The sequence below is a fragment of the Dorea sp. D27 genome, from assembly GCF_001185345.1.
Taxonomy (GTDB): domain Bacteria; phylum Bacillota; class Clostridia; order Lachnospirales; family Lachnospiraceae; genus Extibacter.
Map to the genome: position 1 here is coordinate 64,362 of NZ_KQ236746.1, position 23,959 is coordinate 88,320.

The window sequence follows — 23,959 nt, forward strand, 5'->3', positions numbered from 1 at the left end:
GCATTATCTCGGCTGAGATATGCCTTTTTTTCAATGGTCCATTTCCTCCAGCTTCTTCAGGCATTTCTGTGTGAATACCTTTGCGTGTTCGATATCCAGGCTGTCCGGATGTGTCAATGCTTCGTCGAAGTTGCGGATATACATATCCATCTGTGCCTCATTCTCAGGTACTCTTCTGGATTCGTATTTTTCCCGTACCTTCCGGGGCATTTTGCCCTGGCAGATGAACGCGCCAAGGTAGTCGTTATCATTTTCAATCCATGCATTGACGCTTTTTTCTATCGCTTTATAATAATCAGGGGAGTCGCCCATGCCGCACGTGCCAAATAAGGCAATCCTCTTTCCGCCAAGCCCGTTTATAAAATCGCTCACTTCCATACTGCACGTGCCGCAGTTCACGCAGAAGCCGATAAAGTAGACGTTCGCTTCCGGAATCGACTTGTCTGTCGTGATATCGATGAGATCTTTCGAGTTGCCGGGCAGGTTAGAAAATATGGCAGCTGCGATTTTCTTCGTGTTGCCGGACCGGCTCTCATATAGTACGAGGTATTCTAACATATCAGTCACCCCTCCTTTAAAATATCTTAGCTGTTCTTGATGAATGTCGTGCTGCATTTCGGGCATCGGACCTCTATCTTGCCTTTTCCTTTCGGTATCCGTATCTTCTGCCTGCAAGAAGGGCACTTGTAGATATGGTACACCTTGCGCTGGGACGCCGAGTTTTTCTGCCGGGAGAACCAACAGCGTATCTTATACGTCTTGCTGAGCCACTTCTGATTTTCTGCGGCTCTCTTATAGACGTTCCGGGAGAATATACGGAAGTAAGAGTAGATAACGCAGGTCCAGGCAAGTGCGGTGAGGGCGGTAAACATAAGGCCGTCAAACCAGCCGGACAGTATGAGTGCCACTATTGCGGCAACTAAAGTAAACTTACCAAATGAATCAATGCCGTATCTTCCGGACATAAAACGAATAAACTTTTCTTTCAAATTAAATCACCTTCTTAATTAAGCATCATACGCCGTCTGGACGTAAAGTCAATAAACTCCCCATTAAAAAAATATTAAATAAAAAAGAAAGTCATATTAACACGTATGACAGATATTGACAGTCAAATTGAGATTGCAATTGCTTTCGTATTGGTATATGATGGAAATGTAATACGAGCTATAATACAAGTTGTTAGGAGAATGTATAAATGGGCGTTATTGAAAAGACGAACGCAACACCGTTATATCTGCAGTTGAAGAATAAGATCAAAAAGGAGATCAGAACAGGCATGCTGAAGCCGGGAGACAAGATTCCGTCGGAGGCGCAGCTGCAGAAAGAGTATCATATGAGCCGGGTCACTGTCCGTAATGCCATGGAGGAACTGACGGTTGAAGGGTACATTATAAAGGTGCAGGGGAAAGGCAGCTTCGTCGCAGACTCCGACATGCTCCGCCTGCCCATAGGGGTGACCAGCTTTACGGAGGATGCCAGGATGCAGGGGATAAACCTTACGTCTGAGGTCATCCAATTTGGGATAGAAGATATTAAGACAGATCTGGACAGGGAATTCTTCGGTGGCAATACGAACGGGGAAGTTCTTGTACTGAAACGAGTCAGAAGTGCGGATGGCGTACCGATTACGATTGAGGAAAACCATATGTCGCCGGACCTGATAGATATGCGTGAGGAGGATTTGACGAAGTCGTTCTATGACATACTAATAAATAAATACCATATGGTTCCTTCGAACAAGGGGCGAAGAAGTGTGAGGATAATATATGCGGACGATGAGATAGCTAAATATCTGAATCTGTCATTGGGGACGCCCGTAATCGAGTGCGAGGTGTGCGTGTTTGATATGAATGGCGACCCGATACATACGGTGAAAGATATTGTAAGAGGAGACAACGACCGGTTTTTAAAATGGTATGTATAATATGACTTGATACAAGTTAATGAGAGAGTAAACAGGCTTTTCTGATGAAGAGCCTGTTTTTTTTACTAAAAATGTAATGAAAATTTATAAAAAATGCACAAAAAAGCAATGTGAAAGAGAATATTATTGACAAAAAAGACAGTTGTCATTATAGTATTATATAAGACGTATTAATACATTTTAAACGGAGAGCCAGTATGAACAGAAAACCGAGGATTTTAGGAATTGGAATCGCCACAATGGATATCTACCAATATCAGAAGCGGATGTATCCAGGCGGGAATGAGTACAATGTCGCTTACAATGCAGCGCTGCAAGGAGCCGAGGCCGGGTTTATGGGAATTTTCGCAGATGATGCTGCAGGACATATTCTGGAGAAGACATTGACTGACGCGGGGATAGATACGAGCCATTCCCACCATGAAAAAGGATCGAGCGGATATGCGCTTGTGGATCTTAAGGATGGGGACCGCATCTTCCGCGACTGGAACAGGCAAGGTGTGACAGACCTTTATCCCTTTACTTTTACGGAAGAGGAAATTGCGTATATTAAGACGTTTGATGCCGCCTGTATCAGCTGGGGGGCCAGAGTGAGTGCAGATAAGGTCAGGAGGCTTGCCGGAGCAGGTGTCACGGTGTGCTACGACTTTAACGATAACTTTACGCGGGAAGATATAGAGAGCATCTCGCCGTTTATAAAATATGGCTTCTTTTCATGCAGCCATGTAAAGGAGAAGGAGACGAGGGATATCCTGAAAGAATGTGTCCGGCTCGGAGCCCGGATTGCAGTCGGGACAAGAGGCAGTGAACCGGCTGTCGCGTATGACGGCGCCAGGTACTATTCGCAGGACATTATCAAGGTGCAACCTATTGACACAATGGGTGCGGGAGATTCCTATATCAGCGCATTTCTTACGAATTATTTATCAGCGGAGGCTGACGAGCCTTTGTCTGCTGAAGATAAGATAACTGCTTCGTTAAAAAAAGCGGCAGAATTTGCAGCCGAAGTAGTAGTAAAAGACGGTTCGTTAGGTGTGGGGTACGACGTCGACCCGGAGAACCTGTCGGAGATTATTAACATCTAATTGCCACTTGCAGAAAGGAAGGAAAGGGATTATGAAGAAAAAGGTTCTAACAGTTGTTTTGATGATTGCTATGACAGCATCGCTCATCGCCGGGTGCGGCGGCAAGGAAAAAGAGACGGATGGCGGCAAGATGAAGCTGACGTTTCTGGACAAACATCCAGAAGAAGAGTATAAAGGATATTTTGAACAGGCGATAGCAGATTTTGAAGACGCCCATCCAGATGTCGATATCGAGTACGAGAATATCAGTGACCAGGCTATAAAGGAGAAGCTAAGCGTGCTGGCAGCAGGCGGCGGTCTGCCGGATATATTCTTTGCATGGGGAGGAGAATGCCTGAACCGCTTCTCGCGTGCAGGGCGGATACTCGACCTTACCCCCTATATGAAGGACGACCCGGAATGGAAAGACAGCTTTCTCCCGTCATTTTTAAACAGCAGCGTGTACGACGGCAAAAATTATGCAGTGCCTTACAGAAGTTCCGTACTATATATGCTCTACAGCAGACAGGTATTTGCAGACAATGATCTCGACGTGCCGGAGACGTGGGACGAATTTATAGATGTATGCGAGAAGCTAAAGGGAAATGATGTCACCCCGATTGCATTTGGCAATTCGGACAAGTGGTACACAATGTGGTATGTAGGACAGTTCAATGCAAATTATGTAGATGCCGGTACACGCACGAGTGATTATAATCCGGCATCCGGACAATTTGCAGATCCGGGATATACGGAATCCATACAGACATTTCTCGACCTGAACGATGAGGGGTACCTCGGGACAAATGTCAATTCACAGGATTACTATCAGGTACGTGAAGAGTTCGCGGCTGGAAGATATGGCATGATTCTGGATGCGACGAGCCAGTTCTCCTTTTATACAGACACAATGGGTGAAAATGGTTACGGATATTTTAAGATCCCGGTTCCAAATGATGCGTCAGGTGATGAAGCTTCAAGCATCGTGACGGGGGGATCGGAGAACTATGCTGTCTCGGCGGAGTGCAAACATCCGGATGAAGCGGTTGCATTTCTCAAATTTATGACATCCAAAGAGCAGGCGCTGAAGCAGACGAAAGAGACCGGACTTCCAAATGCACTGATTGGCGGCATCACGGAGGATAATTCGGATTCCGTCACTGCGGCCGCATATGAGACCGCAGAAGACTACACCGCTATTGCCGAATGGCTGGACCAGTGCGTGGACGGAAATGTGGCCAATACATATATGGCAAGCCTTCAGGAAGGGCTGGACGGCAAGACGGCGGAAGATATCATAGCAGATGTGCAGAAAGCGGCAAAAGAGGTCGCGGAATCGAACAAGTAAGAAGCGGCAGGGGAGCGGGCGTGCCCCTCCCTTACCTGAAGAGGAGGATAGTGTCGTGAGAAAAAAGAATCAAAGGACGGTAGGGCTATATCTCTTCCCGGCGCTTTTCATCGTAATCGTCGTATTGTATCTTCCGATTTTCATCAACCTGTATGAGAGCTTCTTCAGCTGGGGCGCGATGACCACGAAGCATGAGTTCGTAGGCCTCGCTAATTATATCAAGATGTTTAAGGACGAGGTGTTCTACGTTGCGCTGAAGAACAACGTGATATTTATGGTGACGTCCGTCGTATTCCAGATTGGCATTTCTCTTATCATAGCAAATGTGCTGGAGTGCAAGTTCATGAGGAGGACGCAGAACTTTTTCCGGTCCATATACTTTGTCCCGTCCCTTCTCATGGTGACGGTAGTCGGCATCGCGTTCAAGATGATTGTAAGTCCGTCAATCGGGGTTCTGAACCCACTGCTTGAACTGGCCGGGGCTGACGCATCGAAGATAGATCTGCTCGGCAATGCAGGCAGCGCCACCTATGCGATTGCGGCAATGTCCCAGTGGCAGTACATAGGATATACGGTAATCCTGTTCATCGTGGCGATACAGAATATACCAGGGGAACTTTATGAAGCGGCGGATATCGACGGCGCGAATGCAGTGAAGAAGTTTTTCTATATTACAGTGCCGGAAATCAAAGATACGATACTGATCAATACGATTATAACGGTGACAGGTTCTATCAGAGAGTATGACGAAGTATTCGTAACTACAAACGGAGGGCCCGGGTATGCGACAGAGACGCTGGCAACGTACCTGTATAAGGCAGGATTTCGGAACGACCAGATGGGGTATGCGTCTGCACTGGCATTTTTCATCTTCATTGTAACATTCATCATCGGTCTGGCGCAGATGAAGGGCTACCGCCTGGACGACCAGCAGTAGGAGGGGAGATATGAAGAAGACAGTTTCACATGTGGCGGCTTATGCGCTCTTTATAGCATTTGCATTCATTATCATCCTGCCGCTCATCTGGATGATAATCACGGGATTCAAAACGAACCAGGAACTGTTCCTGTCGCCCTTTTCCCTGCCTGAACAGTGGAAGTGGGAGAATTATGTGGATGCCTGGAACCAGGGGATAGGCATCTACCTTTCTAATAGCGTGATCATAACAGTGGGTGCGACCGTATTGTCTACATTCGTCAGCTGCCTTGCGGCATATCCGCTGGCAAGACTCAATTTCAGATCCAAAAAGCTGTGGATATATGTCATACTCGGCGGCCTCATGCTGGCGCCCCAGTCATCGGTCATCTCTTTATTTAAGATGGTAAAGATTGCGGGGCTCTATGATACAAGAACGAGCCTCATATTGATAGACGCGGCATTCCGTATACCATTTGCTGCGTTTTTGATAATGACGTTCTACAAAAGCATCAGCTACAGCCTGGATGAGTCGGCCTATATTGATGGCGCTACGACATGGCAGATATTTGGCAAGATTATCGTGCCTCTGAGCAAGCCGATTATCGCATCCTGCGCTATCGTCAGCTTCCGGGCAGTCTGGAATGAATTGATGTTTGCAAATATTATGCTGCAGAGTACGGATAAAAAGACCGTGCCGGTGGGCCTTATGAATTTCCAGGGCATGACGACGACGAACTGGACGCTCGTCGTCGCAAGCATGGTGATAGCATCGCTTCCGCTGGTCATAGCGTTCCTGCTCCTGCAGAAGCAGTTCGTACGCGGCCTGACGGCGGGGAGCGTGAAAGGATAAGTGAGGAATGAAGCATTTGAAGGAGTCTCAGATATTAACATCGAATTATCCATATTATAAATATTCTTTAGATTTTGCATTAGATTCATTAAGAAGGATGGAGGCCGGGCCGGTCGAATTCTATGCGTGTTATCCCCACTTTCATCTTGATGATGTGGATTACTGGGATGTGAAGAGGATAACGAAGAAGCTGGCCCATAACAAGCTGAATGTAGTCTGCTTTACCCCGGAGCAGTGCCTGTATCCTGTCAACATCGCAGCACGTGATATCAATGCAAGGAAAAGGAGCATGGACGTATTTAAGAAAGCAATCCGGTACGGCGCGGAGATGGGGGCGGAGTATATCGTCACGCTGGCGGGGTATGGGATGCTGGACGAGGACGAATCCTCCGTCTGGGACAGGTCTGCGGAGTCGCTGGGGATACTGGGAGAGATGGCGGGCAGCTACGGCGTGAAGCTGGTACTGGAGACAGCGCCGAGAGAATATACGACGACCCATAATTCAAAAGATGTCGTACGCATGATTCGTGATGCCGGCGCTTCTGCAGTCAGAGGGATGATAGATACAGCGACGCTCGGATTTTCAGGTGAGACTATGGAGCAGGCGATTGCAGATCTGGAAGGCCATCTGGCACATGTACATGTGGCGGACGGCATCCCCAATGGACATCTGATACTGGGGGAGGGCAGCCTGGATATACAGGATATGCTAAAGAAGCTGGACGATGTGGGTTATAAGGGTCCCCTCAGCCTGGAGATACTGAACGACAAGTATATGCGTCATCCGCATGAGGCGATGGAGACCTCTTATAAAAGGTTAAAAGAATATATTTCAAAATAAACAGTTAAGGAGACAAGTCATGGAAATCAGGGAGATTATTGAAAAAATTGCAAAAGATAAAGAGGAGTACGGAGGCATTAAAAGTGTCGTATGGCTGGCAGCAGGGGGTTCTAACGGCGGCAACTATCCGGCGCAGTATTTTATGGATCGGGAGTCAAAGACCATCCGTTCCCAGATGTTCACAAGCAATGAATTCGTATACGCGGCACCGAGATTTGTCGATGAGAATACGGTAGCTGTCGTAACCTCTATGAGAGGGACACCGGAAACATGTGTTGCGGCACAGGTGGCCAAAGACTTGGGAGCGACGACAATCGGGCTGTATGTACAGGAGTCGCTTCTGACAGAGACGTGCGACTACAATATCAGATATGACAGCATCATGTTTGATGAATCCGATCAGAGCAGGACGAATGCAGCGCTCGGGATGCGGATAGCAATTGACATCGTGGATGTCATGGAAGGATATGAGCATTATGCGGACGCTATGGCGGCATATGAGATTCTCGATAAAGTGTATAACGACGCTAAGGCATACTGCATGCCCCTCGCAGAAAAGTGGGCCGGAAAGAACAAAGAGGAGCATGTGATCACCGTTATGGCAAGCGGTCCCGCCTATGCCGCAGGCTATATCTTCTCGATATGTAATATCATGGAGATGCTGCAGATTCAGTCCCCTACGATAAACTGCTGTGAATTCTTCCACGGTCCGTTTGAAGTGCTGGATAAGAACGAGTCGTTTTTCCTTCTCGTTTCGGAGGGGAGGACGAGGAGAGCGGATGAAAGAGCCGTCAAGTTCTTAAAAGAATACGGGGGGGATAAGGTATATATTCTGGATGCGAAAGAGATAGGCATCAACAGATTCAAAGATTCTGTTGCGGAGTATTTCAACCATATGCTATTCTCTCCAATATTAAATAACACATACATGAAGCAGCTTTCCGCAGCGGCTAAGATTGACTATATGACACGCCGGTATATGTGGAAAGTACAGTATTAGAGGTATCTGCATTGGACAATCCTATTATCATAAGAATCCTGACCCGTATTTTTGACCTCATAGTTTTGAATATGCTGTGGCTCGTCTGCTCTGTCCCGCTTGTAACGATAGGGGCATCCACGACAGCTCTATATTCGGTTATGCTGAAAATCGTGGCAGGCGAGGAAGGCTACATCATGAAAGACTTTTTTAAAGCCTTCCGTGTAAGCTTCAGGCAGAGCACAGCCATGTGGCTCATACTGCTTATGGCAGGCACCGCGCTCGGGGCAGATATTGTAATGTTCCAGAGGGCATCAGGCCCCGCCCTGGCAGGGCTGGCGGTGTTCTATATCATTGCATTTTTTTATGCAATCGAAGTCATATTCGTATTTCCGTTGATTGCAAAGTTTGAAAACTCGACAGGAAATATGCTGAAGAATGCCATACTGATTCCGGCCTCCCGGCTGCCGTTCGCCGCGGCTGTCCTCGTCATGACAGGCGCGTGCCTTGCCCTTACCTTCCTGAACTATACTACGATTATGGTGGGCGCGGCAGTGTGGGGCATAATCGGAGTGGCTCTGCTTGCATATGTGAATTCCATCTTTATCCGAAAGATGATAGAACCATACATATAAAATCAGGTCAGCCATTCTATAATGCTTGATTCCATTAGAGAATGGCTGACCTTTTTCCCCTGCTTTTTCACTGTCCATGTTCACTACGGTATATTGATACGCACAGGAGTATCGGATATTTTTGCATATGAAATAACTTCAAATGAGGCATCTGGCCGGTAAATCTTACGGTCTGCTGATATGATGCTGGTATCCGAGTCATTTAAGGTAAAGATATTCTCACCGGCTTCTGTATAAGTTCCCTCTTCGAGTATCTTTGATTGCCGGTACAGGCAATAAGAACCATCCTTTGTAAATGTCAGGTATTCATCTTCTTCATCTCTCCCATCGCCCGTGCAGTACGTCCCCACAATATCATCGGAGTATTCCCTGGAAGATACATATTGGAAGATATTTATTGCCAGAGATATTAACAATAAAAACATAAGTATAGAAATGGTTACATGCTTTTTCATAAAATTTATCCCCCCCCCTTTTGCCATCATATGGCTTTAACCTGGTTTTGGCAAGTAATTTCATAAAATAATTGAGCAGTTGCCGCTTGAATGCTATAATGGGAGCATAGCGTAACTACGGAAGCCAGCCGGGTATATGGAGCAAGGAGGGAAAAGGCATGCAGCAGCTTACGAGACTGATTAAAGAGGATATGAGGCCGGCACTCGGGGTAACAGAACCCGGAGCGATTGCCTTTGCGGTTGCAAGGGCGAGGGAACACACGGCAGGAGAGGTCCGACGAGTACGGGTGGCGCTGAACTCGGGCATGTACAAGAATGCATTTACGTGCGGCATCCCTAATTCCGGGCATTTCGGCAATCTGTACGCTGCAGCGCTTGGAGCGGTGGCGGCAGATGCGTCACTAGGGCTGCAGTCTCTGGAACATATAACGGAAGAAGACGACGCACATGCGGCAGAGCTTGTAAAGGAAGGCCGGGTGGAGGTGGTTCTGGACCATATCGGCTCAGAGATAACGATTGACGCATCGGTCACGGCGGGACAAGATGAATGCACGGTCCATATCCGTGGAGGCCATACAGATATCACATGCATAGAAAAAAATGGGGCCATCATTTTCAGTGCCGGAGAAGAAGCGGCAGATGAACAGGAATCTGCACAGGAGATGCCAACCATACACGAGTATACGCTTCACGAGATATTGGATTATGTCAGGGCTGTACAGGAAGAGGAAATCAGCTTTATTCGGGATGCGTTTACGATGAATATGGATCTTCTGGAAGAAGGGATACAGTCGCCCAAGACGAAAATCGTACATCAGCTTCTGAAAGAGAATGAGAGCAGGATCATTTCCGACGATGCGAGGAAGACCGCGCAGCTTCTCTGCAACGGTGCGATCGAGGCGAGGGTCCTTGGGCTGGCGCGGCCGGCTATGAGCATAACCGGGAGCGGCGCGCACGGAATTATCGCAACCATGCCGCTGTTTGCGTTTTATGAAGTGAATTATGAAGTGGTGGACGACGATATCCTGCTGCGTGCGACGGCACTGAGCTACCTGATTACGATGTACATCAAAGAGTATTCCGGGAAGCTGTCGGCATTCTGCGGGTGTGGGATAGCCGCAGGTACAGGGATGGCTTGCGGGCTTGCATATATGAGAAATGCTTCTGAAGAGCAGATTACGATGGTCATCCAGAATATGGCGAGCGGGCTCACGGGCATGATTTGTGACGGAGGGAACCAGGGATGTGCCATGAAGGGAATCGTGGCCGTAGATGCGGCGTTCCGGGCTGTGGATATGGCCATGGAACATGTATGCATCGACAACATCCATGGTATTAACGGCAAGACGCCGGAAGACACGATGCGGAATATGGGATTGATTGCATCCCCCGGCATGGTGGAGACAGAGAAGACGATAGTAGAGATAATGGAGCATAAATAATACAGAGGAGAAACGGTACATGGGTTCAGACACGAGGAACAAAAAGCATCACAGAGGGAGAAGAAAGAAGAAGGCAAAGAGCAGCCTTGTTACAAGTATTGTGCTGGCTGCCGCGGTAGTCGTATTTTGTGTATCGGCCTTCCAGCTGATCAAGATTGCCAAAGGCTATCTGGATGGGCGGAGCGAGTATGAGAAGATTGCAGAGCTGGCACTGAAGGATACCGATGACAAAGATAAGTTCCGGGTGGATTTCGACGAGCTTTTGAAATTGAATCCGGATACGGTGGGCTGGCTGCGTTTCCATCCGGAACCCTCTATCATAAACTATCCGGTAGTACAGGGAAAGGATAACCAGGAATATCTGCACAAGACATTTTCCGCCAACGAAAATACGCTGGGAACTATTTTCCTCAATGTAGATAACAGTAAGGATTTTGCGGATAAAAATTCTATCATATACGGACACAGGATGAAGGACGGTTCCATGTTCCGGCATCTGTGGGATTATGATGATAAGGAATTCTACAGCAAGAATCCGTACTTTTATATCTATACGCCGGATGGCAGGGAAATTACGTATCATATCTTTGCTGCCGCGAAAGTGGGGGATACGTCCAAGGCTTATACGACAGTTTTTGGTTCAGAGGCGCAGTTTGAAGAAGTTGTCAAAAGTATGAAGGAAGCATCGTTCTATAACACGAACGTAGAGGTAGGAGGGGACGATTCGATCGTCACGCTGTCCACCTGTACGGCGGAGAGCGACGATAACCGCATGATAGTATGCGGTGTGAAAGAAAAGGAAGTGAAACTGGAGGATTGATGATGGATTATACTTATGAAATCGGAGATATTGTCACGATGAAGAAGCAGCATCCGTGTGGAAGCAGAAAATGGGAGATTCTGCGGATAGGTGCGGATTTTCGCCTGAAGTGCCTCGGATGCGGGCATCAGATAATGATAGCCCGTAAACTAGTAGAAAAAAATACGAAGCAATTAAGGAAAAAAGCTTGAAACAAGCATCATTTTATGCTATCATATTAAATCGTGATACATGAAATGTCCGTACGCATACGGCGGCGGATATCCTTGCTCCCACCAATGAGCGGGGGCCAAAAGACCAGAAGGAGGTGCGAAGACGACATGAACAAATATGAATTAGCTGTTGTTGTCAATGCAAAAATCGAAGATGACGAAAGAGCACAGGTTATCGAAAAGGTAAAAGCGTTAGTAGAACGTTTCGGTGGCAATGTGACAGACGTCGATGAATGGGGTAAGAAAAGATTAGCTTACGAGATTCAGAAGATGAAAGAAGCATATTACTATTTCATCCACTTCGAATCTGCAGCAGAAGTTCCAGGCGAGATTGAACAGAGAATCCGCATTATGGACAACGTGCTCAGATATTTATGCGTGAAACAAGAGGCATAAGCAGGAAGAAGAGGTATAAATATGAATAAAGTAATTTTGATGGGACGCTTAACGAGAGATCCGGAAGTCAGATACTCACAGGGGGATAACCCTCTGGCCATTGCAAGATATACGCTGGCTGTCGACCGCAGATTCAAGCGGGACGGAGAGGCTACTGCGGATTTCATTTCGTGTGTTGCTTTCGGAAAACAGGCGGAGCATACGGAAAAGTATTACCGTCAGGGGCTCAAGGTTACGATCAGCGGCCGTATCCAGACAGGAAGCTATACGAATAAAGACGGCGTTAAAGTATATACGACCGAGGTTGTCGTTGAAGAGCAGGAATTTGCTGAGAGCAAGGCTGCAAGCGATGCCAATGCAGGAAGTTTCCATCAGGCGGCCCCAGCACCGGCACCGGTGTCAGACGCTGGTGACGGCTTCATGAATATTCCAGATGGAATAGATGAAGAATTACCGTTCAATTAAGCGAAAGCAATCGAATATTCATTTTCAGAAAGGAGAACAGCTATGGCTTACGATAAAGGAAATCGTCCGGAAGGCGGCTTCAAAAGAAGAGGCGGCGGACGCAGAAGAAAGAAAGTATGTGTATTCTGTGGTAAAGAGAATAACGAGATAGATTACAAAGATGTAGCAAAGTTGAGAAAATATATCTCTGAGAGAGGCAAAATTCTTCCAAGAAGAATCACAGGAAACTGTGCGAAGCATCAGAGAGCTCTGACTGTTGCAATCAAGAGAGCAAGACATATCGCTATCATGCCATATGTCCAGGAGTAATCCGAACAGAAGATATATGACCGCCGCTGCTTTGCAGCGGCGGTTTTTGGTATCATAGGATTAGGGTGTCAAAAGGTTATGCCACAGGTGCTTGATGCCGACGCAGAGCAGCGGCAGGAATACTACAATTCCTATGTGGACACTTACTTGATGCGCGATGTCGCGGAGGCGGGCGGCATCACAGATGCAGTGCGCTTCCGCAAGTTTTTGAACGCCTGCACAGCCCTGGTGGCCGAGCAGGTTAATTATAAGACGCAGGCCGAAGCCGCCGATATCGCACAGCCTACAGCAAAGGAGTGGGTGCGGGTGCTGCAAGGGCTGGGGATTATCTACCTTTTACAGCCGTTTTCCAACAACGAATTGAAGCGGCTCACCAAAACGCCAAAGCTGTATTTCTGCGATACTGGCCTTTGCGCCTATCTCTCCATGTGGCTTACGCGGGACACCTTAATGAACGGCGCGGTCAACGGACATTACTTTGAAAACTATGTGGTGATGGAGCTGTTGAAATACTATACCTATGCAAAGGCAAAGGCCAACCTGACCTATTACCGCGATTCCAACGCCAAGGAGATCGACGTTTTTGTAGAGGAAAACAATCTGATACACCCGCTGGAGATCAAGAAGTCCGCCAACCCTGGCCGCCGCGATGCGGCGGCATACTCTGCATGTGCGAGGAAGTTATACCCATTGACGATAAAAACTGCTTCATCCCCTGTAATCTGATTTAGACGCGAAAACGGTTAAGGTAGATTAGAGTTGACGGTATATATCGTGCAAATTCTGAAAGTATAAGTACACAACTGTCTGAAAAAGAGTTATAATAATCATATAATCAAGGGAACCAGAGTCGGGCAGAAGGCGAGGAGATGGTTAATATGAAGAAGAACACGATTATCACGATAGGGAGACAGTTTGGAAGCGGCGGACACGAGATTGGCAACCGGCTGGCAGAGCGCCTGGACATACCGCTCTATGACCGGAACCTGATTCAGATGGCGGCGAAGGAACTGGGCATCAGCCACGAGACGGCAGAGACGGTTGATGAGACGATCCTCGGAAAGTTCCTGTCGGCATATGTGGTGAATATGGGTGAGTACACTTCTTTCGTGGACGGAGAGGCGACAGAACCTTTGAGCGACCAGGTATACCAGACGCAGTCGGACATCATCAGGAAATTGGCGCAGAGAAGCCCGTGCATCATGGTAGGGAGGTGTGCGGATTACATTCTGGAATATGATTTTAACGTCATCAATGCATTTATCTATGCGGAAAAAGATGACAGGGTGCGCCGCGTCATGAAGATATACAACCTGAGTGAAAAACAGGCGCAGGAAAAGATGAAAAAAACGGATAAAGAGAGAAAGCTTTACTATGAAGCCCACACAGGCCGTGCTTGGGGCAGCATAGAATCACACCAGATGCTGTTCAACGTGAGCAGGCTCGGGATAGATGATATCGTTGATGTACTGGCCGCCATGTTCCGCGCCAGAAGGTAATGCAAGAACGCGGAAAACGCAGACTCCAGATGGATTCGACAGGAAAGCTGAATGCTTTCCCGTCTCAGCCATCTCAAAAACCGGACTTGAGTTCCGGTTTTTGGTCTGTGTTCGCCGCGCTCTTTTTGTTAACATCTTGGCAAAGCTCCCTCCAACAGCCAGGAACCATCCCACATCTTCCCGCTGTCTGATACACCTCAAAGCTCAAATTTTCCAAATCTGCAGGATTCCCTGCACTGTTCCAATGGATAGAATTATTGGTGGATAATGGCAGGCATGTTTGCTACTTTGACCGCCAGAGAATCTCGCATGGCTGTAGTGTTATGGTCTCGCGGTTGCCTTCTCCGTCGTAGAAGGCTGTCGTCTGCACTTCATTGGAGTTGTTGAGGATTGCGTATTTTCCGCTCTCGGGGTAGGCGTTGACCTCGCAGTTCAGGTTGTCGGCGTACCATCTTAGGAATTGGTCTTCTTTATGGGCGGCGTAGTATAGAGCCCGCATCAGGAGCCGGGTGTTCTCATAGCTGTACGGAAGTCCCGCGATGTATACGCCGCGGCCTTTTCCGTACGTATTGGAGGCAAGATGCACTTCGTTGTCAGAGTATTCGATAATCTCCGTTCTGGCAGAGAGGGCGTAGATATCATGCTTGCTTTCTCCAAAGTCGAAGGCGGCGGACCGGTCCTCTGTGATAAAGTGTGTATCAAGCGCATCTTTATAATATTTGTCCGTAGAAAGGGTGAAGCCAAGCTCCTTGTCCACGCCGAGTGCATCCGCAAGCTGGAAGAAGCGGCCGCCGTGGTGGACCGCAGACGGCTCGCCCACACCGACGAACCCGCCGCCTGCATGTATCCACCGGCGTATGGTGGTGAGAAGCTGCGTATCCAGCCATTCCTCCCCGCCTGAGAACGCGGTTCCGGCATCGCCGGCGTTGAGGATGACATCGATATCCTCCGGAATGCCGTTGCTGCGGATGTCGTCAAAGCTCATGAATACGACGTCCACCGCAGCGCCGCTCAATGATTCCAGGATACCGAAGTAGGAGTAGGTCTGCTTGTACCAGAGTGCGTGGGCCACCATATAAGACTGCCAGGACCGTAAGTGCCCCCAGGAGTTGAGGATGGCGACCTTGAGGCCGCAGTAAGGCTTCTTTCCTTTTACATTGTCGTATATCAGACGGAATTCGTCCGTAACCTTTTCGATGTAGTCTACAAATTTCGGGAATTTGTAAGCCAGGCTCAGATACCCCCCGTAGCCGATTCTGTCTACCGGATTTCTCATAAGCGCCCTTCTAGCACTGAGCCAGTTGTCGATTGCCTCGATGCACGGGTCGTTCCCCTCGTAGAAGGTGTCCGGGAAGAAGTAGGGAAGGAAACGACCCTCCGTATACTTTACTCCAGGGATATCGGAGATGAGGCGCAGGGTGGCTCCTCCGCCCACGCTGCCGACTACCGCGTCGAGCCCGATGCTTTTAAAGTGCGGGCCGTATGGTTCTGTGCCAATCCAGTTATCCCCGAGGAACATCATGGCTTCTCTCCCGGCATCGTGCACCAGGTCTACGAGCTCTTTCGCTTTTTTGGCCACGAACTTCTGGATAAATGCCATGTAATCCCGGTATGCTTTAGAGGGAACACGGAATGTCGTGTTGTAATATCCATTGTCTACGATATCCTCCGGGCGGAGCGCATAGCCATATTCCTGCTCGAATTCTTCCAGAGCGCGGATGGAGACGGTGGCTCCGTAACCAAACCAGTCTACAAACTTTTCCCGGGCATCCGAATTGAATACGAGCGTAAAGTGGTAGAAGAAGGTCGTGAACCTGACCACATCTGTGTCCGGATTATCTAGAAGCCATTGCTTCAGGTAGTCTTTTGCGAACGTTCCGGAGGCCGGCTGACGGACGTCAAACGGTATATCGTGAGGCTTGTCCCCCCAGTTGTTGGTAATATGATTGTACATCTGTGTCGGATCCCAAACTGCATATACGAAGAAGGACACGGTATATTCGTGGAATGGGACGGCTTGCTCAACCGTTACAAGATCCTTTTCGGTATCGACAGACCAGTGGCTGGCCGGAACCACTTCCCCGGTCGTACGGTCGATGACTTCCCACCACTTTTTTGGATCATGTACGTAGTCGGCCTGTACCTGTTCACGGTAATAGCCGTCCAGGAAATCGATGGTGACGGTCGTATCGACGGCAAGATTGTGCCTGGACATGAGCAGCATCTGCTGGCATTCGTCCATATGTTCTTCGGCGAATGCATTATGGCCTCTTGCAACAAAGTACGTCGTATATATTTTTGCATCTAAAGATTTGATTTCATCATCCAGCTTCGTGCCATCGCTGTCACGCAGTGCATCCGCGCCCCAGCGGTCAAGCATCTCCTGGGTTTCTTTTAAAAAATCGGATTCGCTCGGCAGCGTGACTCTTCCTTTTGTTTTAGACATAGTTAACCTCCCTGATTCAACGCGTGCAGAACGAAAGGGCTCTGTACACGGTATTTAATTTGAGTATATGGAATAACGGGTAAGAATACAATAGCACGATTGTTGGTTTTTTTTGCACATTTGTGTCTTATCATTTGTACAATCTTGTATTTCACAATGCTGTCTGCTACATTTAAGGCAGAGTAACAGGATGTGAACAATTGAATATGAATGTAGAAAAGGAGCTGCAAGATTGTCTATGGAGTCTATGGAAGTCGAAGTAATTCAGAGCGCTGATGATTTGGAAATGCTGTCCCCTTTTAAAGTGGACAATAACTTGTGGGGCACGAAGACCGTCCCGGAAACGTATGGGTATCTCGGATTTGTCCCGGAGGACGGATTCTATCTGAAGATGATATGTAAGGAGCCGGATCCGCTGCGGAAATACAAGGATATGAATGCGCCTGTTTACCGTGACAGCGCCATGGAAGCCTTCTTTCTGTTTGAATCGGAGCGGGAAAGGTACATACAGCCGACGTACCTGAACTTTGAAGTGAATGCCAACGGTGCCCTGCTGGCGGCCTATGGCAAGGAACGTATATACCGCACTTATTTTGCAAAAGAGGAGCATCAGGAATTCGCGTGCAGCACCTTTATAGAAACAGACCGGTGGAGCGCAATGCTGCGCATACCGGTCTCGATTCTGGAACATATATACGGTCCCCTCTGTCTGGAGGCCGGCAGTACATTTACCTGTAATTTCTACAAGATATCGGAGGCGGCAGAGATAGAGCATTATGCCTCCTGGTCGATGATAGAGACGGATGTGCCGAGCTTTCATCTGCCGGAATACTTTGGAACGGCTGTGATATCCGACAGACGAAGGGGCCGCGGGCAGGACTAGAAGCTGCCCTCTGCCATCGCTTTTATGGAGGAGGCGTATTCGGAAGGCGTCATTCCAGTAACCTTTTTAAACTGCCTTGAAAAATAATGGATGGAAGTGTAGCCAAGGTGCTCGGATACCTGCGTGAAGTTCATGCGGTTCGTCCGTATCATTTCTTTGGCTGCATCTATCTTCATCTGGGAAAAATACTCGATAATGCCGAGGGAACTCCTCTCCTTGAAGATTTTCTGCAGCTGTGAACGGCCGATGAGATTATCGCGGCAGATCTGTTCTATCGTTACGTGCGAACTGATATTGCTTTCAAGATAATCGACGACGCGGTTGAATATTTCATTGTCGCTTCTGTTTTTGGTCGTCTTCTTCGGCGTAGTCTTTGGCAGCTTCTTATCAAATATGATCGGATTGGAATACCTTCTTATTATATGTATGAGAAACTGTTCCAGGAAGAGCCGGATGAGCTGTTCAGAACCGAACATGTCAGGTTCCTTCTGAGGCATGTTCTGCAGATAAGGATCGTCCAGCCTGCAGTCGAAACAACGGCGCGCTTCAATAATAATAGAGGCGAGGAGGTTGCGCTCCGTCTCGTCGATTTTCAAAATACGTTTTTTAAAAAAGCGCATGGCTTCATTGCGGCATTGGAACGACACTACGACGAGGTTAGGGGCAGAGTCGCCGGTCGCTTTTACATTATGAAATTCGTTTGGCTGGTGGAATGCCACATCGCCCTTCTTCAGCACGGTGAAAGAACTGCCGCCTGTCACTCCGACCTCCCCTTTGTCCACGCAGATGAACTCCCAGAAGTCGTGGGATTCTCCTTCAAATGAGAAATCGCTCATATATTCAAAGTAATGGATACTGTAGATCTTGCCGACAGAAATAGAATCTTTTAATTCAACTCCGTTATATCCCATAATAATCCCCCTGTTTTGTGTGTTTTGTAATATGAATGATGTAGATTTTTGTCTAATCTTACTAATATTATACCTCTTGTTTTGTGAAAAATCAAAACTTAAATGCTGATAGTGCAAATTAAGAGGATTTTAGGACAAAGATTTTTGTGCATATTTGTAATACAATAAATCTAGACACAAAGTAAACTTTATAGGAGGTAAAGTATTATGAAAAAAAGAGTTTTGAGCGTATTATTGTGCGTAACAATGATCGCTGCCATGGTTGTCGGATGTGGCAAGAAGTCTGACGGCGATGGGGGAGACAAGGGCGGAAAGAAACTTGTATACTGGGCGATGTGGAGTGAAGGCGAACCACAGGCGAAGGTAATCAAATCCGCCATTGAAAAGTATACGAAAGATACAGGAGTGGAAGTTGACGTACAGTTCAAAGGACGTAATGGACAGCGCGAAGGTCTGCAGCCTGCACTGGATGCAAAGCAGCAGATTGACCTGTTTGACGAAGACGTTAACCGTGTAAATGGTTCATGGGGCAAATACCTGCTCGATTTGGAAGACCTTGCAAAAGACTTTGAAGCGGAGCATGGCAATGAGACGCTGTACAAGATTGCCCGCAATGCTTATGCACAGAACAACGACGGAGACGAGACGCTGCACTCTATTCCTTACCAGCCGTCAATCTTCGGATTCTTCTACAACAAGACATTATTTGACCAAGCCGGCGTTGAAGCAATTCCTACAACATGGGAAGAATTAGATGCAGCATGCGCTAAGATAAAGGATGCCGGCATTACACCTATTACAGGCGATACTACATACATGACATCTTTCATGGGATACCACTTAGGACGTTACCTTGGACAGGACGGCGTGAAAGCTCTCGTCGGAGACCCGGCTGTTGCTGATAAGGTTGAGTCAGGCGATATCGAGAAAGTATCATGGGAGGATGAGAAAGTAGTTCAGGCTGCAAAAGATATCGAAGACTTCGCAGCAAAGGGATACTTCTCCAAGAACATAGCTTCCAACATCTACCCTGCAGGACAGAATCAGGAATTTGCTCCTGGTGAAGCTGCAATCATTCTCTGTGGTTCCTGGCTGCCGAACGAAATCAAGGTCGGAGAAAATGCGGAGGGCGATGACAAGATTGAAGTAGCAGATGACCTGACATGGGGTTACTTCAACTACCCATCTGTGAAAGACGGAAAAGACGACAGCACAGCAAACAATATTGCAAACCAGGTGCTGGCAATCAACAAAGATTCCAAGATGACAGAAGAAGCTTTTGAACTCATCACATATATCACGGCAGGAGATGCTGACAAGCAGATGACGACGGACGCTCTGTGTATCCCGGCAGACAAAGCTAACGCTGACGCATGGCCGACAGAGCTTACAGAAGTGAAACCAGGATTCGACGCTACGACGACATACTATGACTGGGCTGTAGGCGCAGAAAACAATGGTGACCTTACACCGGTTCTCAACGAAAATGTTGTGAAGCTGATGGCAGGAAGCATGACGGCAGATGATTTCATCAAGTCTTGTAAAGAGGCAGCAGGACAATAGGGCCTGCGCGGTTGACAAGAACAGAAGTAAATAGGTAATATATATATGGTGGCATGGCGTCATACGCCGCCACCATATTTTTTAAGACAAGGAGGTTGTCTGATGAAGAAAAATAAAGGAATGATTGTGGGGTTCCTCGCACCGGCCGTTATTATCTTTCTCATTGTATTCCTGTACCCGATTGTCCGTACGGTAATGATGAGCCTGTATAAGATAGAGGCCGTGACAGACACCATGGACTTATGGACATTCGTAGGAGTACAGAACTACCAGAAGCTTTTTACAACGGCTATTTTTAAGACGGCTATGATGAACATCGTGAAGATATGGCTTATCGGCGGCATTATCGTAATGGTCATATCGCTGTTCTTCGGCGTAATACTTACAAGCGGTATCAGAGGAAAGAAATTCTTCCGTGCCATCATCTATCTGCCGAATATCGTGAGTGCGGTGGCACTGGCTACGATGTGGCTGCAGTACGTGTACAGCCCGAAATTCGGACTTTTGAAGAGCGTGCTGGATGCGCTCGGATTACATAAGCTGGCAGAGACGCAGTGGACTGCCCCGGAAAACGTATTCTGGGCCCTGCTGCTTGCATACTGCTTTGGTATGATTGGCTACCATATGCTGATTTGGATGAGCGGAATCGAAAGAATCAGTCCGGACCTGTATGAGGCGGCCACGATTGACGGGGCGAACAAGCCGCAGCAGTTCCGCTACATGACGCTCCCTCTGCTAAAGGGCGTGTTTAAGACGAACATTACGATGTGGACCGTCAGTACGGCTGCTTTCTTCGTGTGGTCACAGCTGTTCTCGTCTGTTACGGCCAACCGGGCCACGATAGTGCCTGTACAGTATATGTACATGCAGATATTCGGCGCGGGCAATGCAGTGACAGAGCGTAACGCGGGATACGGCGCGGCAATAGGTATCATTCTGTGCCTGTGCGTAGTTCTTGTATTTACGGTATGTAACAAGTTCATCAAAGATGACGATTTGGAATTCTAGGAAGGAGGAGCGGTCATGTCTAAGAATAAGGAAAAGAAAGTTAGAGAGAAGATCAACTGGAAAAAAGAAGCAAAGCTGGCTCCGGGCTATATCGTCATCATTTTGTGGGTATTATTTACCTTGATGCTGCTTGGCTGGATTATCGCGGCCAGTCTGTCAACCACCGGAGATATATTCGCGGGGAAGGCGCTGAAGTTCCCTTCCGGGCTTCATTTTGAAAACTATATCGAGGCGTGGGGATCCGGAGGTGTCGCTACCTTCTTCATGAATTCCCTGATGTACTCGATCGTATCCTGTATACTGCTCATACTGATATGTGCGCCTGCGGCATATGTTCTGGCCAGATTTACGTTCCTTGGCAATAAGATTATCCAGACCGGGTTCGTATCGGCGATGGGCGTACCGATTACGATGATTGTGCTTCCGCTGTTCTGCATCGTCGCTAACATGGGGATCCTGAACAGTATCGTGGCGAGCAAGGCGACACTGATGTTTTTGTATATAGGCATTAACATACCATATACGACCATATTCCTGCTGACGTTCTTTGCGAACCTTTCTCGTACCTATGAGGAAGCGGCGGCTATCGACGGCTGTCCTCCGACGAAGACATTCTGGAAGATCATGTTCCCGATGGCGCAGTCAGGAATTGTGACAGTGACAATCTTTAACTTCATCAATATATGGAATGAATACTTCCTGTCCCTCATATTCGCAAACAGCGACGCGCTGCGTCCTGTAGCCGTAGGACTATACGGAATGCTTCAGTCCATGCAGTACACGGGCAACTGGTCTGGTATGTTTGCGGCCGTCGTCATCGTGTTCCTGCCGACATTTATCCTTTATATCTTCTTGTCGGAGAAGATTATCGGCGGTGTTACCGGTGGCATCAAAGGTTAACTGTTACTGTTGAATAAGAATAGAGCTTGGAGGAAAGACAATGAATAAACCGGTATTGGTCATCATGGCGGCAGGAATGGGCAGCCGCTATGGTGGATTGAAACAGATTGACCCAGTAGACGAAGAAGGACATATTATCATGGATTTCTCCATGTTTGATGCGAAGAGGGCTGGATTTGAAAAGGTCATCTTCATCATCAAGAGGGAGAACGAGGCTGACTTCAAGGCGGCCGTGGGTGACCGTATGGCGAAGTACATGGATGTATCCTATGCGTTCCAGGAGATTGATAATATTCCAGACGGCTATCAGGTTCCGGAAGGGCGTGTAAAGCCATGGGGAACGGCTCACGCTGTCTTAAGCTGCATCAATCAGATCGATGGTCCGTTTGCGGTCATCAATGCAGACGACTACTATGGACAGGAAGCGTTCCGGCTTATCTATGACTATCTTGCATCCCATGAGGATGATGATAAATACCGCTACACCATGGTCGGCTATGAGCTTGGCAATACGGTAACGGATAACGGGCATGTGGCACGTGGCATATGCGATATGAACGAAGAAGGCGAGCTACAAGCCATCCATGAGAGGACGCGCATTGAGAAGCGGGACGACGGAATCGCCTTCACGGAGGATGACGGCAAGACGTGGGTGAACGTACCCGCTGATACGACGGTGTCCATGAACATGTGGGGATTTACGCGTAGCATCCTGGAGGAAGTCGAGGCCGGTTTCCCGGCATTCCTGGACGAGGGGCTCAAGGTCAATCCGATGAAATGCGAGTATTTCCTGCCGGCCGTAGTAAGTGACCTGCTCGGTGAGGGCAAGGCTGCGGTTGCGGTGCTTAAATCTGCGGATAAGTGGTACGGTGTTACGTACAAAGAGGATAAGCCTGTCGTCATGGCAGCAATAAAAAAGATGAAAGAAGATGGCATCTATCCGGCTCATCTTTGGGAGGAAGCGTAATGTCACAGATAACAAGGGAGCAGCGTGATGAGGTAATTGCGCATTTCCAGTATGAAGGTATGCTGGTAGAGGAAGGTCCATATGGAAGTGGACATATCAACGATACGTTCCTGCTCGTGTTCGAGATTGCTGAGATGGGACAGATTAAAGTGATTCTTCAGCGGATGAACAAGGACGTATTCGAGAAGCCGGTGGAACTTATGGAGAATATCCTTGGTGTTACGTCCTACCTCAGGCAACAGATTATAGAAAACGGCGGAGACCCGGAGAGGGAGACGCTTAATGTGATTCCCACCGTGGATGGACGGCCATACTATCTGGATTCCAGGGGCGACTACTGGCGGTCCTATAAATTCATCACAGATGCCACAAGCTATGACCAGGTGGAGAAGCCGGAACATTTCTACCAGAGCGCGGTTGCTTTCGGCAACTTCCAGAGGCTGCTGGCGGATTATCCCGCAGAGACGCTGCACGAGACGATTAAGGGCTTCCATGACACGAAAGCCAGGTTCGCGGCATTTAAAAAAGTAGTGGAAGAAGATGTGATGGGCCGGGCAGCGTCTGTACAGGAAGAAATCCAGTTCGTGCTCGACAGGGAAGAGATTGCAGATTATTTCTGCGACCTGCTTGCCAAAGGGGAGATTCCGCTCCGGGTAACGCATAATGACACGAAGCTTAACAATATCATGATCGACAACAAGACCGGGAAAGGTATCTGCGTGATCGACCTGGATACGGTCATGCCCGGGCTGGCTATGAATGATTTCGGCGATTCCATCCGTTTCGGTGCCAGTACCGCGGCAGAGGATGAGCAGAATCTTGACAAAGTATCCTGCAGCATGGACCTTTTTGACTTATATGCCAAAGGATATATCGAAGGATGCGCAGGAAAGCTGACCCAAAGAGAGATAGAGCTGATGCCGATGGGGGCCAAGACGATGACTTACGAATGCGGCATGCGGTTCCTGACAGACTATCTCCAGGGTGATACCTATTTTAAGATACACAGGGAAGGCCATAACCTTGACAGATGCCGTACGCAGTTCAGGCTGGTTGAAGATATGGAGAAGAAGTGGTATACTATGCAGGACATCGTTAACAAGTATAGCAACAGCTAGGA

The 23,959-nt window shown here is 48.0% G+C and carries 27 protein-coding genes; 22 read left to right on the top strand and 5 right to left on the bottom strand.

Annotated features, from left to right (window positions below):
* Positions 1-30: 30 nt before the first annotated feature.
* A complete protein-coding gene (gene bilS / locus HMPREF0980_RS14055; protein ID WP_049729740.1) occupies positions 31-558 on the bottom strand; it encodes a flavodoxin family protein BilS in 528 nt (175 codons plus the stop codon).
* 26 nt (positions 559-584) lie between these two features.
* Positions 585-989, bottom strand: a complete 405-nt coding sequence (locus HMPREF0980_RS14060) for a zinc ribbon domain-containing protein (protein WP_049729741.1) — start codon at positions 987-989, stop codon at positions 585-587.
* 209 nt (positions 990-1,198) lie between these two features.
* On the opposite strand from HMPREF0980_RS14060, the gene HMPREF0980_RS14065 reads away from it, so the two are divergent.
* From HMPREF0980_RS14065 to HMPREF0980_RS14100, 8 genes are all read left to right on the top strand, one after another.
* Entirely contained in the window at positions 1,199-1,927 is a 729-nt protein-coding gene (locus HMPREF0980_RS14065) for a GntR family transcriptional regulator (protein WP_049729742.1), read from the top strand.
* A gap of 197 nt (positions 1,928-2,124) precedes the next feature.
* Positions 2,125-3,012 (top strand): PfkB family carbohydrate kinase, encoded by an 888-nt coding sequence (locus tag HMPREF0980_RS14070; RefSeq protein WP_049729743.1) that lies wholly within the window; start codon positions 2,125-2,127, stop codon positions 3,010-3,012.
* Positions 3,013-3,043: 31 nt separating this feature from the next.
* On the top strand, positions 3,044-4,339 hold the full coding sequence (locus HMPREF0980_RS14075) for an ABC transporter substrate-binding protein (RefSeq protein WP_049729744.1): 1,296 nt from the start codon (positions 3,044-3,046) through the stop codon (positions 4,337-4,339).
* 55 nt (positions 4,340-4,394) lie between these two features.
* Positions 4,395-5,276, top strand: coding sequence for a carbohydrate ABC transporter permease (locus tag HMPREF0980_RS14080; RefSeq protein ID WP_049729745.1), 882 nt, complete (start codon positions 4,395-4,397; stop codon positions 5,274-5,276).
* Positions 5,277-5,286: 10 nt separating this feature from the next.
* Positions 5,287-6,108: a carbohydrate ABC transporter permease gene (locus HMPREF0980_RS14085; protein WP_049729746.1), complete on the top strand. Its 822-nt coding sequence runs from the start codon at positions 5,287-5,289 to the stop codon at positions 6,106-6,108.
* 7 nt (positions 6,109-6,115) lie between these two features.
* Positions 6,116-6,949 carry a sugar phosphate isomerase/epimerase family protein gene (locus HMPREF0980_RS14090; RefSeq protein ID WP_049729747.1) on the top strand — a complete coding sequence of 278 codons (834 nt, stop codon included), beginning with the start codon at positions 6,116-6,118 and terminating at the stop codon, positions 6,947-6,949.
* A gap of 19 nt (positions 6,950-6,968) precedes the next feature.
* Positions 6,969-7,949, top strand: a complete 981-nt coding sequence (locus HMPREF0980_RS14095) for a sugar isomerase (protein WP_049729748.1) — start codon at positions 6,969-6,971, stop codon at positions 7,947-7,949.
* Between the two features lie 11 nt (positions 7,950-7,960).
* The gene (locus tag HMPREF0980_RS14100; protein WP_242847411.1) at positions 7,961-8,563 is read left to right on the top strand and encodes a YesL family protein; all 603 of its coding nucleotides are present in this window, start codon (positions 7,961-7,963) and stop codon (positions 8,561-8,563) included.
* Between the two features lie 83 nt (positions 8,564-8,646).
* Here HMPREF0980_RS14100 and HMPREF0980_RS14105 read toward each other — a convergent pair whose 3' ends face one another.
* A complete protein-coding gene (locus HMPREF0980_RS14105; protein ID WP_147629839.1) occupies positions 8,647-9,018 on the bottom strand; it encodes a hypothetical protein in 372 nt (123 codons plus the stop codon).
* Positions 9,019-9,176: 158 nt separating this feature from the next.
* On the opposite strand from HMPREF0980_RS14105, the gene HMPREF0980_RS14110 reads away from it, so the two are divergent.
* The 8 genes from HMPREF0980_RS14110 to HMPREF0980_RS14145 all read left to right on the top strand — a co-directional run bounded on the left by HMPREF0980_RS14110 (position 9,177) and on the right by HMPREF0980_RS14145 (position 14,161).
* Positions 9,177-10,460 carry an L-cysteine desulfidase family protein gene (locus tag HMPREF0980_RS14110; protein ID WP_049729751.1) on the top strand — a complete coding sequence of 428 codons (1,284 nt, stop codon included), beginning with the start codon at positions 9,177-9,179 and terminating at the stop codon, positions 10,458-10,460.
* Positions 10,461-10,479: 19 nt separating this feature from the next.
* Complete coding sequence (srtB, locus tag HMPREF0980_RS14115) at positions 10,480-11,280, top strand: class B sortase (protein WP_049729752.1); 801 nt, start codon at positions 10,480-10,482, stop codon at positions 11,278-11,280.
* A 2-nt stretch (positions 11,281-11,282) separates the two neighbouring features.
* A complete protein-coding gene (locus HMPREF0980_RS14120) occupies positions 11,283-11,471 on the top strand; it encodes a DUF951 domain-containing protein (RefSeq protein WP_049729753.1) in 189 nt (62 codons plus the stop codon).
* 129 nt (positions 11,472-11,600) lie between these two features.
* Entirely contained in the window at positions 11,601-11,888 is a 288-nt protein-coding gene (gene rpsF, locus HMPREF0980_RS14125) for a 30S ribosomal protein S6 (RefSeq protein ID WP_049729754.1), read from the top strand.
* Positions 11,889-11,909: 21 nt separating this feature from the next.
* On the top strand, positions 11,910-12,353 hold the full coding sequence (locus tag HMPREF0980_RS14130; protein ID WP_049729755.1) for a single-stranded DNA-binding protein: 444 nt from the start codon (positions 11,910-11,912) through the stop codon (positions 12,351-12,353).
* A gap of 42 nt (positions 12,354-12,395) precedes the next feature.
* Positions 12,396-12,662: a 30S ribosomal protein S18 gene (gene rpsR / locus HMPREF0980_RS14135; RefSeq protein WP_006444751.1), complete on the top strand. Its 267-nt coding sequence runs from the start codon at positions 12,396-12,398 to the stop codon at positions 12,660-12,662.
* Between the two features lie 78 nt (positions 12,663-12,740).
* Positions 12,741-13,388 carry an ATP-binding protein gene (locus HMPREF0980_RS14140; RefSeq protein WP_242847412.1) on the top strand — a complete coding sequence of 216 codons (648 nt, stop codon included), beginning with the start codon at positions 12,741-12,743 and terminating at the stop codon, positions 13,386-13,388.
* A 152-nt stretch (positions 13,389-13,540) separates the two neighbouring features.
* Positions 13,541-14,161 carry a cytidylate kinase-like family protein gene (locus HMPREF0980_RS14145; protein WP_049729756.1) on the top strand — a complete coding sequence of 207 codons (621 nt, stop codon included), beginning with the start codon at positions 13,541-13,543 and terminating at the stop codon, positions 14,159-14,161.
* 283 nt (positions 14,162-14,444) lie between these two features.
* Here HMPREF0980_RS14145 and gnpA read toward each other — a convergent pair whose 3' ends face one another.
* The gene (gene gnpA, locus HMPREF0980_RS14150) at positions 14,445-16,607 is read right to left on the bottom strand and encodes a 1,3-beta-galactosyl-N-acetylhexosamine phosphorylase (RefSeq protein ID WP_049729757.1); all 2,163 of its coding nucleotides are present in this window, start codon (positions 16,605-16,607) and stop codon (positions 14,445-14,447) included.
* Positions 16,608-16,845: 238 nt separating this feature from the next.
* Between gnpA and HMPREF0980_RS14155 the strand changes: the two genes are divergently transcribed.
* Entirely contained in the window at positions 16,846-17,490 is a 645-nt protein-coding gene (locus HMPREF0980_RS14155; protein ID WP_198146285.1) for a carbohydrate-binding family 9-like protein, read from the top strand.
* Here the strand turns inward: HMPREF0980_RS14155 and HMPREF0980_RS14160 are convergent.
* Positions 17,487-18,401, bottom strand: a complete 915-nt coding sequence (locus tag HMPREF0980_RS14160; protein WP_049729758.1) for an AraC family transcriptional regulator — start codon at positions 18,399-18,401, stop codon at positions 17,487-17,489. The two genes, HMPREF0980_RS14155 and HMPREF0980_RS14160, sit on opposite strands and share 4 nt — an antisense overlap.
* Positions 18,402-18,608: 207 nt before the next feature.
* Here HMPREF0980_RS14160 and HMPREF0980_RS14165 point away from each other — a divergent pair, with 207 nt between their 5' ends.
* From HMPREF0980_RS14165 to HMPREF0980_RS14185, 5 genes are all read left to right on the top strand, one after another.
* The gene (locus HMPREF0980_RS14165) at positions 18,609-19,964 is read left to right on the top strand and encodes an ABC transporter substrate-binding protein (RefSeq protein ID WP_049729759.1); all 1,356 of its coding nucleotides are present in this window, start codon (positions 18,609-18,611) and stop codon (positions 19,962-19,964) included.
* A 102-nt stretch (positions 19,965-20,066) separates the two neighbouring features.
* A complete protein-coding gene (locus HMPREF0980_RS14170; protein ID WP_049729760.1) occupies positions 20,067-20,972 on the top strand; it encodes a carbohydrate ABC transporter permease in 906 nt (301 codons plus the stop codon).
* A 15-nt stretch (positions 20,973-20,987) separates the two neighbouring features.
* Positions 20,988-21,872: a carbohydrate ABC transporter permease gene (locus tag HMPREF0980_RS14175; RefSeq protein WP_049729761.1), complete on the top strand. Its 885-nt coding sequence runs from the start codon at positions 20,988-20,990 to the stop codon at positions 21,870-21,872.
* 40 nt (positions 21,873-21,912) lie between these two features.
* Complete coding sequence (locus HMPREF0980_RS14180; RefSeq protein WP_049729762.1) at positions 21,913-22,839, top strand: nucleotidyltransferase family protein; 927 nt, start codon at positions 21,913-21,915, stop codon at positions 22,837-22,839.
* Complete coding sequence (locus HMPREF0980_RS14185; protein WP_049729763.1) at positions 22,839-23,957, top strand: phosphotransferase enzyme family protein; 1,119 nt, start codon at positions 22,839-22,841, stop codon at positions 23,955-23,957. The genes HMPREF0980_RS14180 and HMPREF0980_RS14185 overlap by 1 nt, the downstream gene beginning before the upstream one ends.
* The last annotated feature ends 2 nt before the right edge of the window (positions 23,958-23,959 follow it).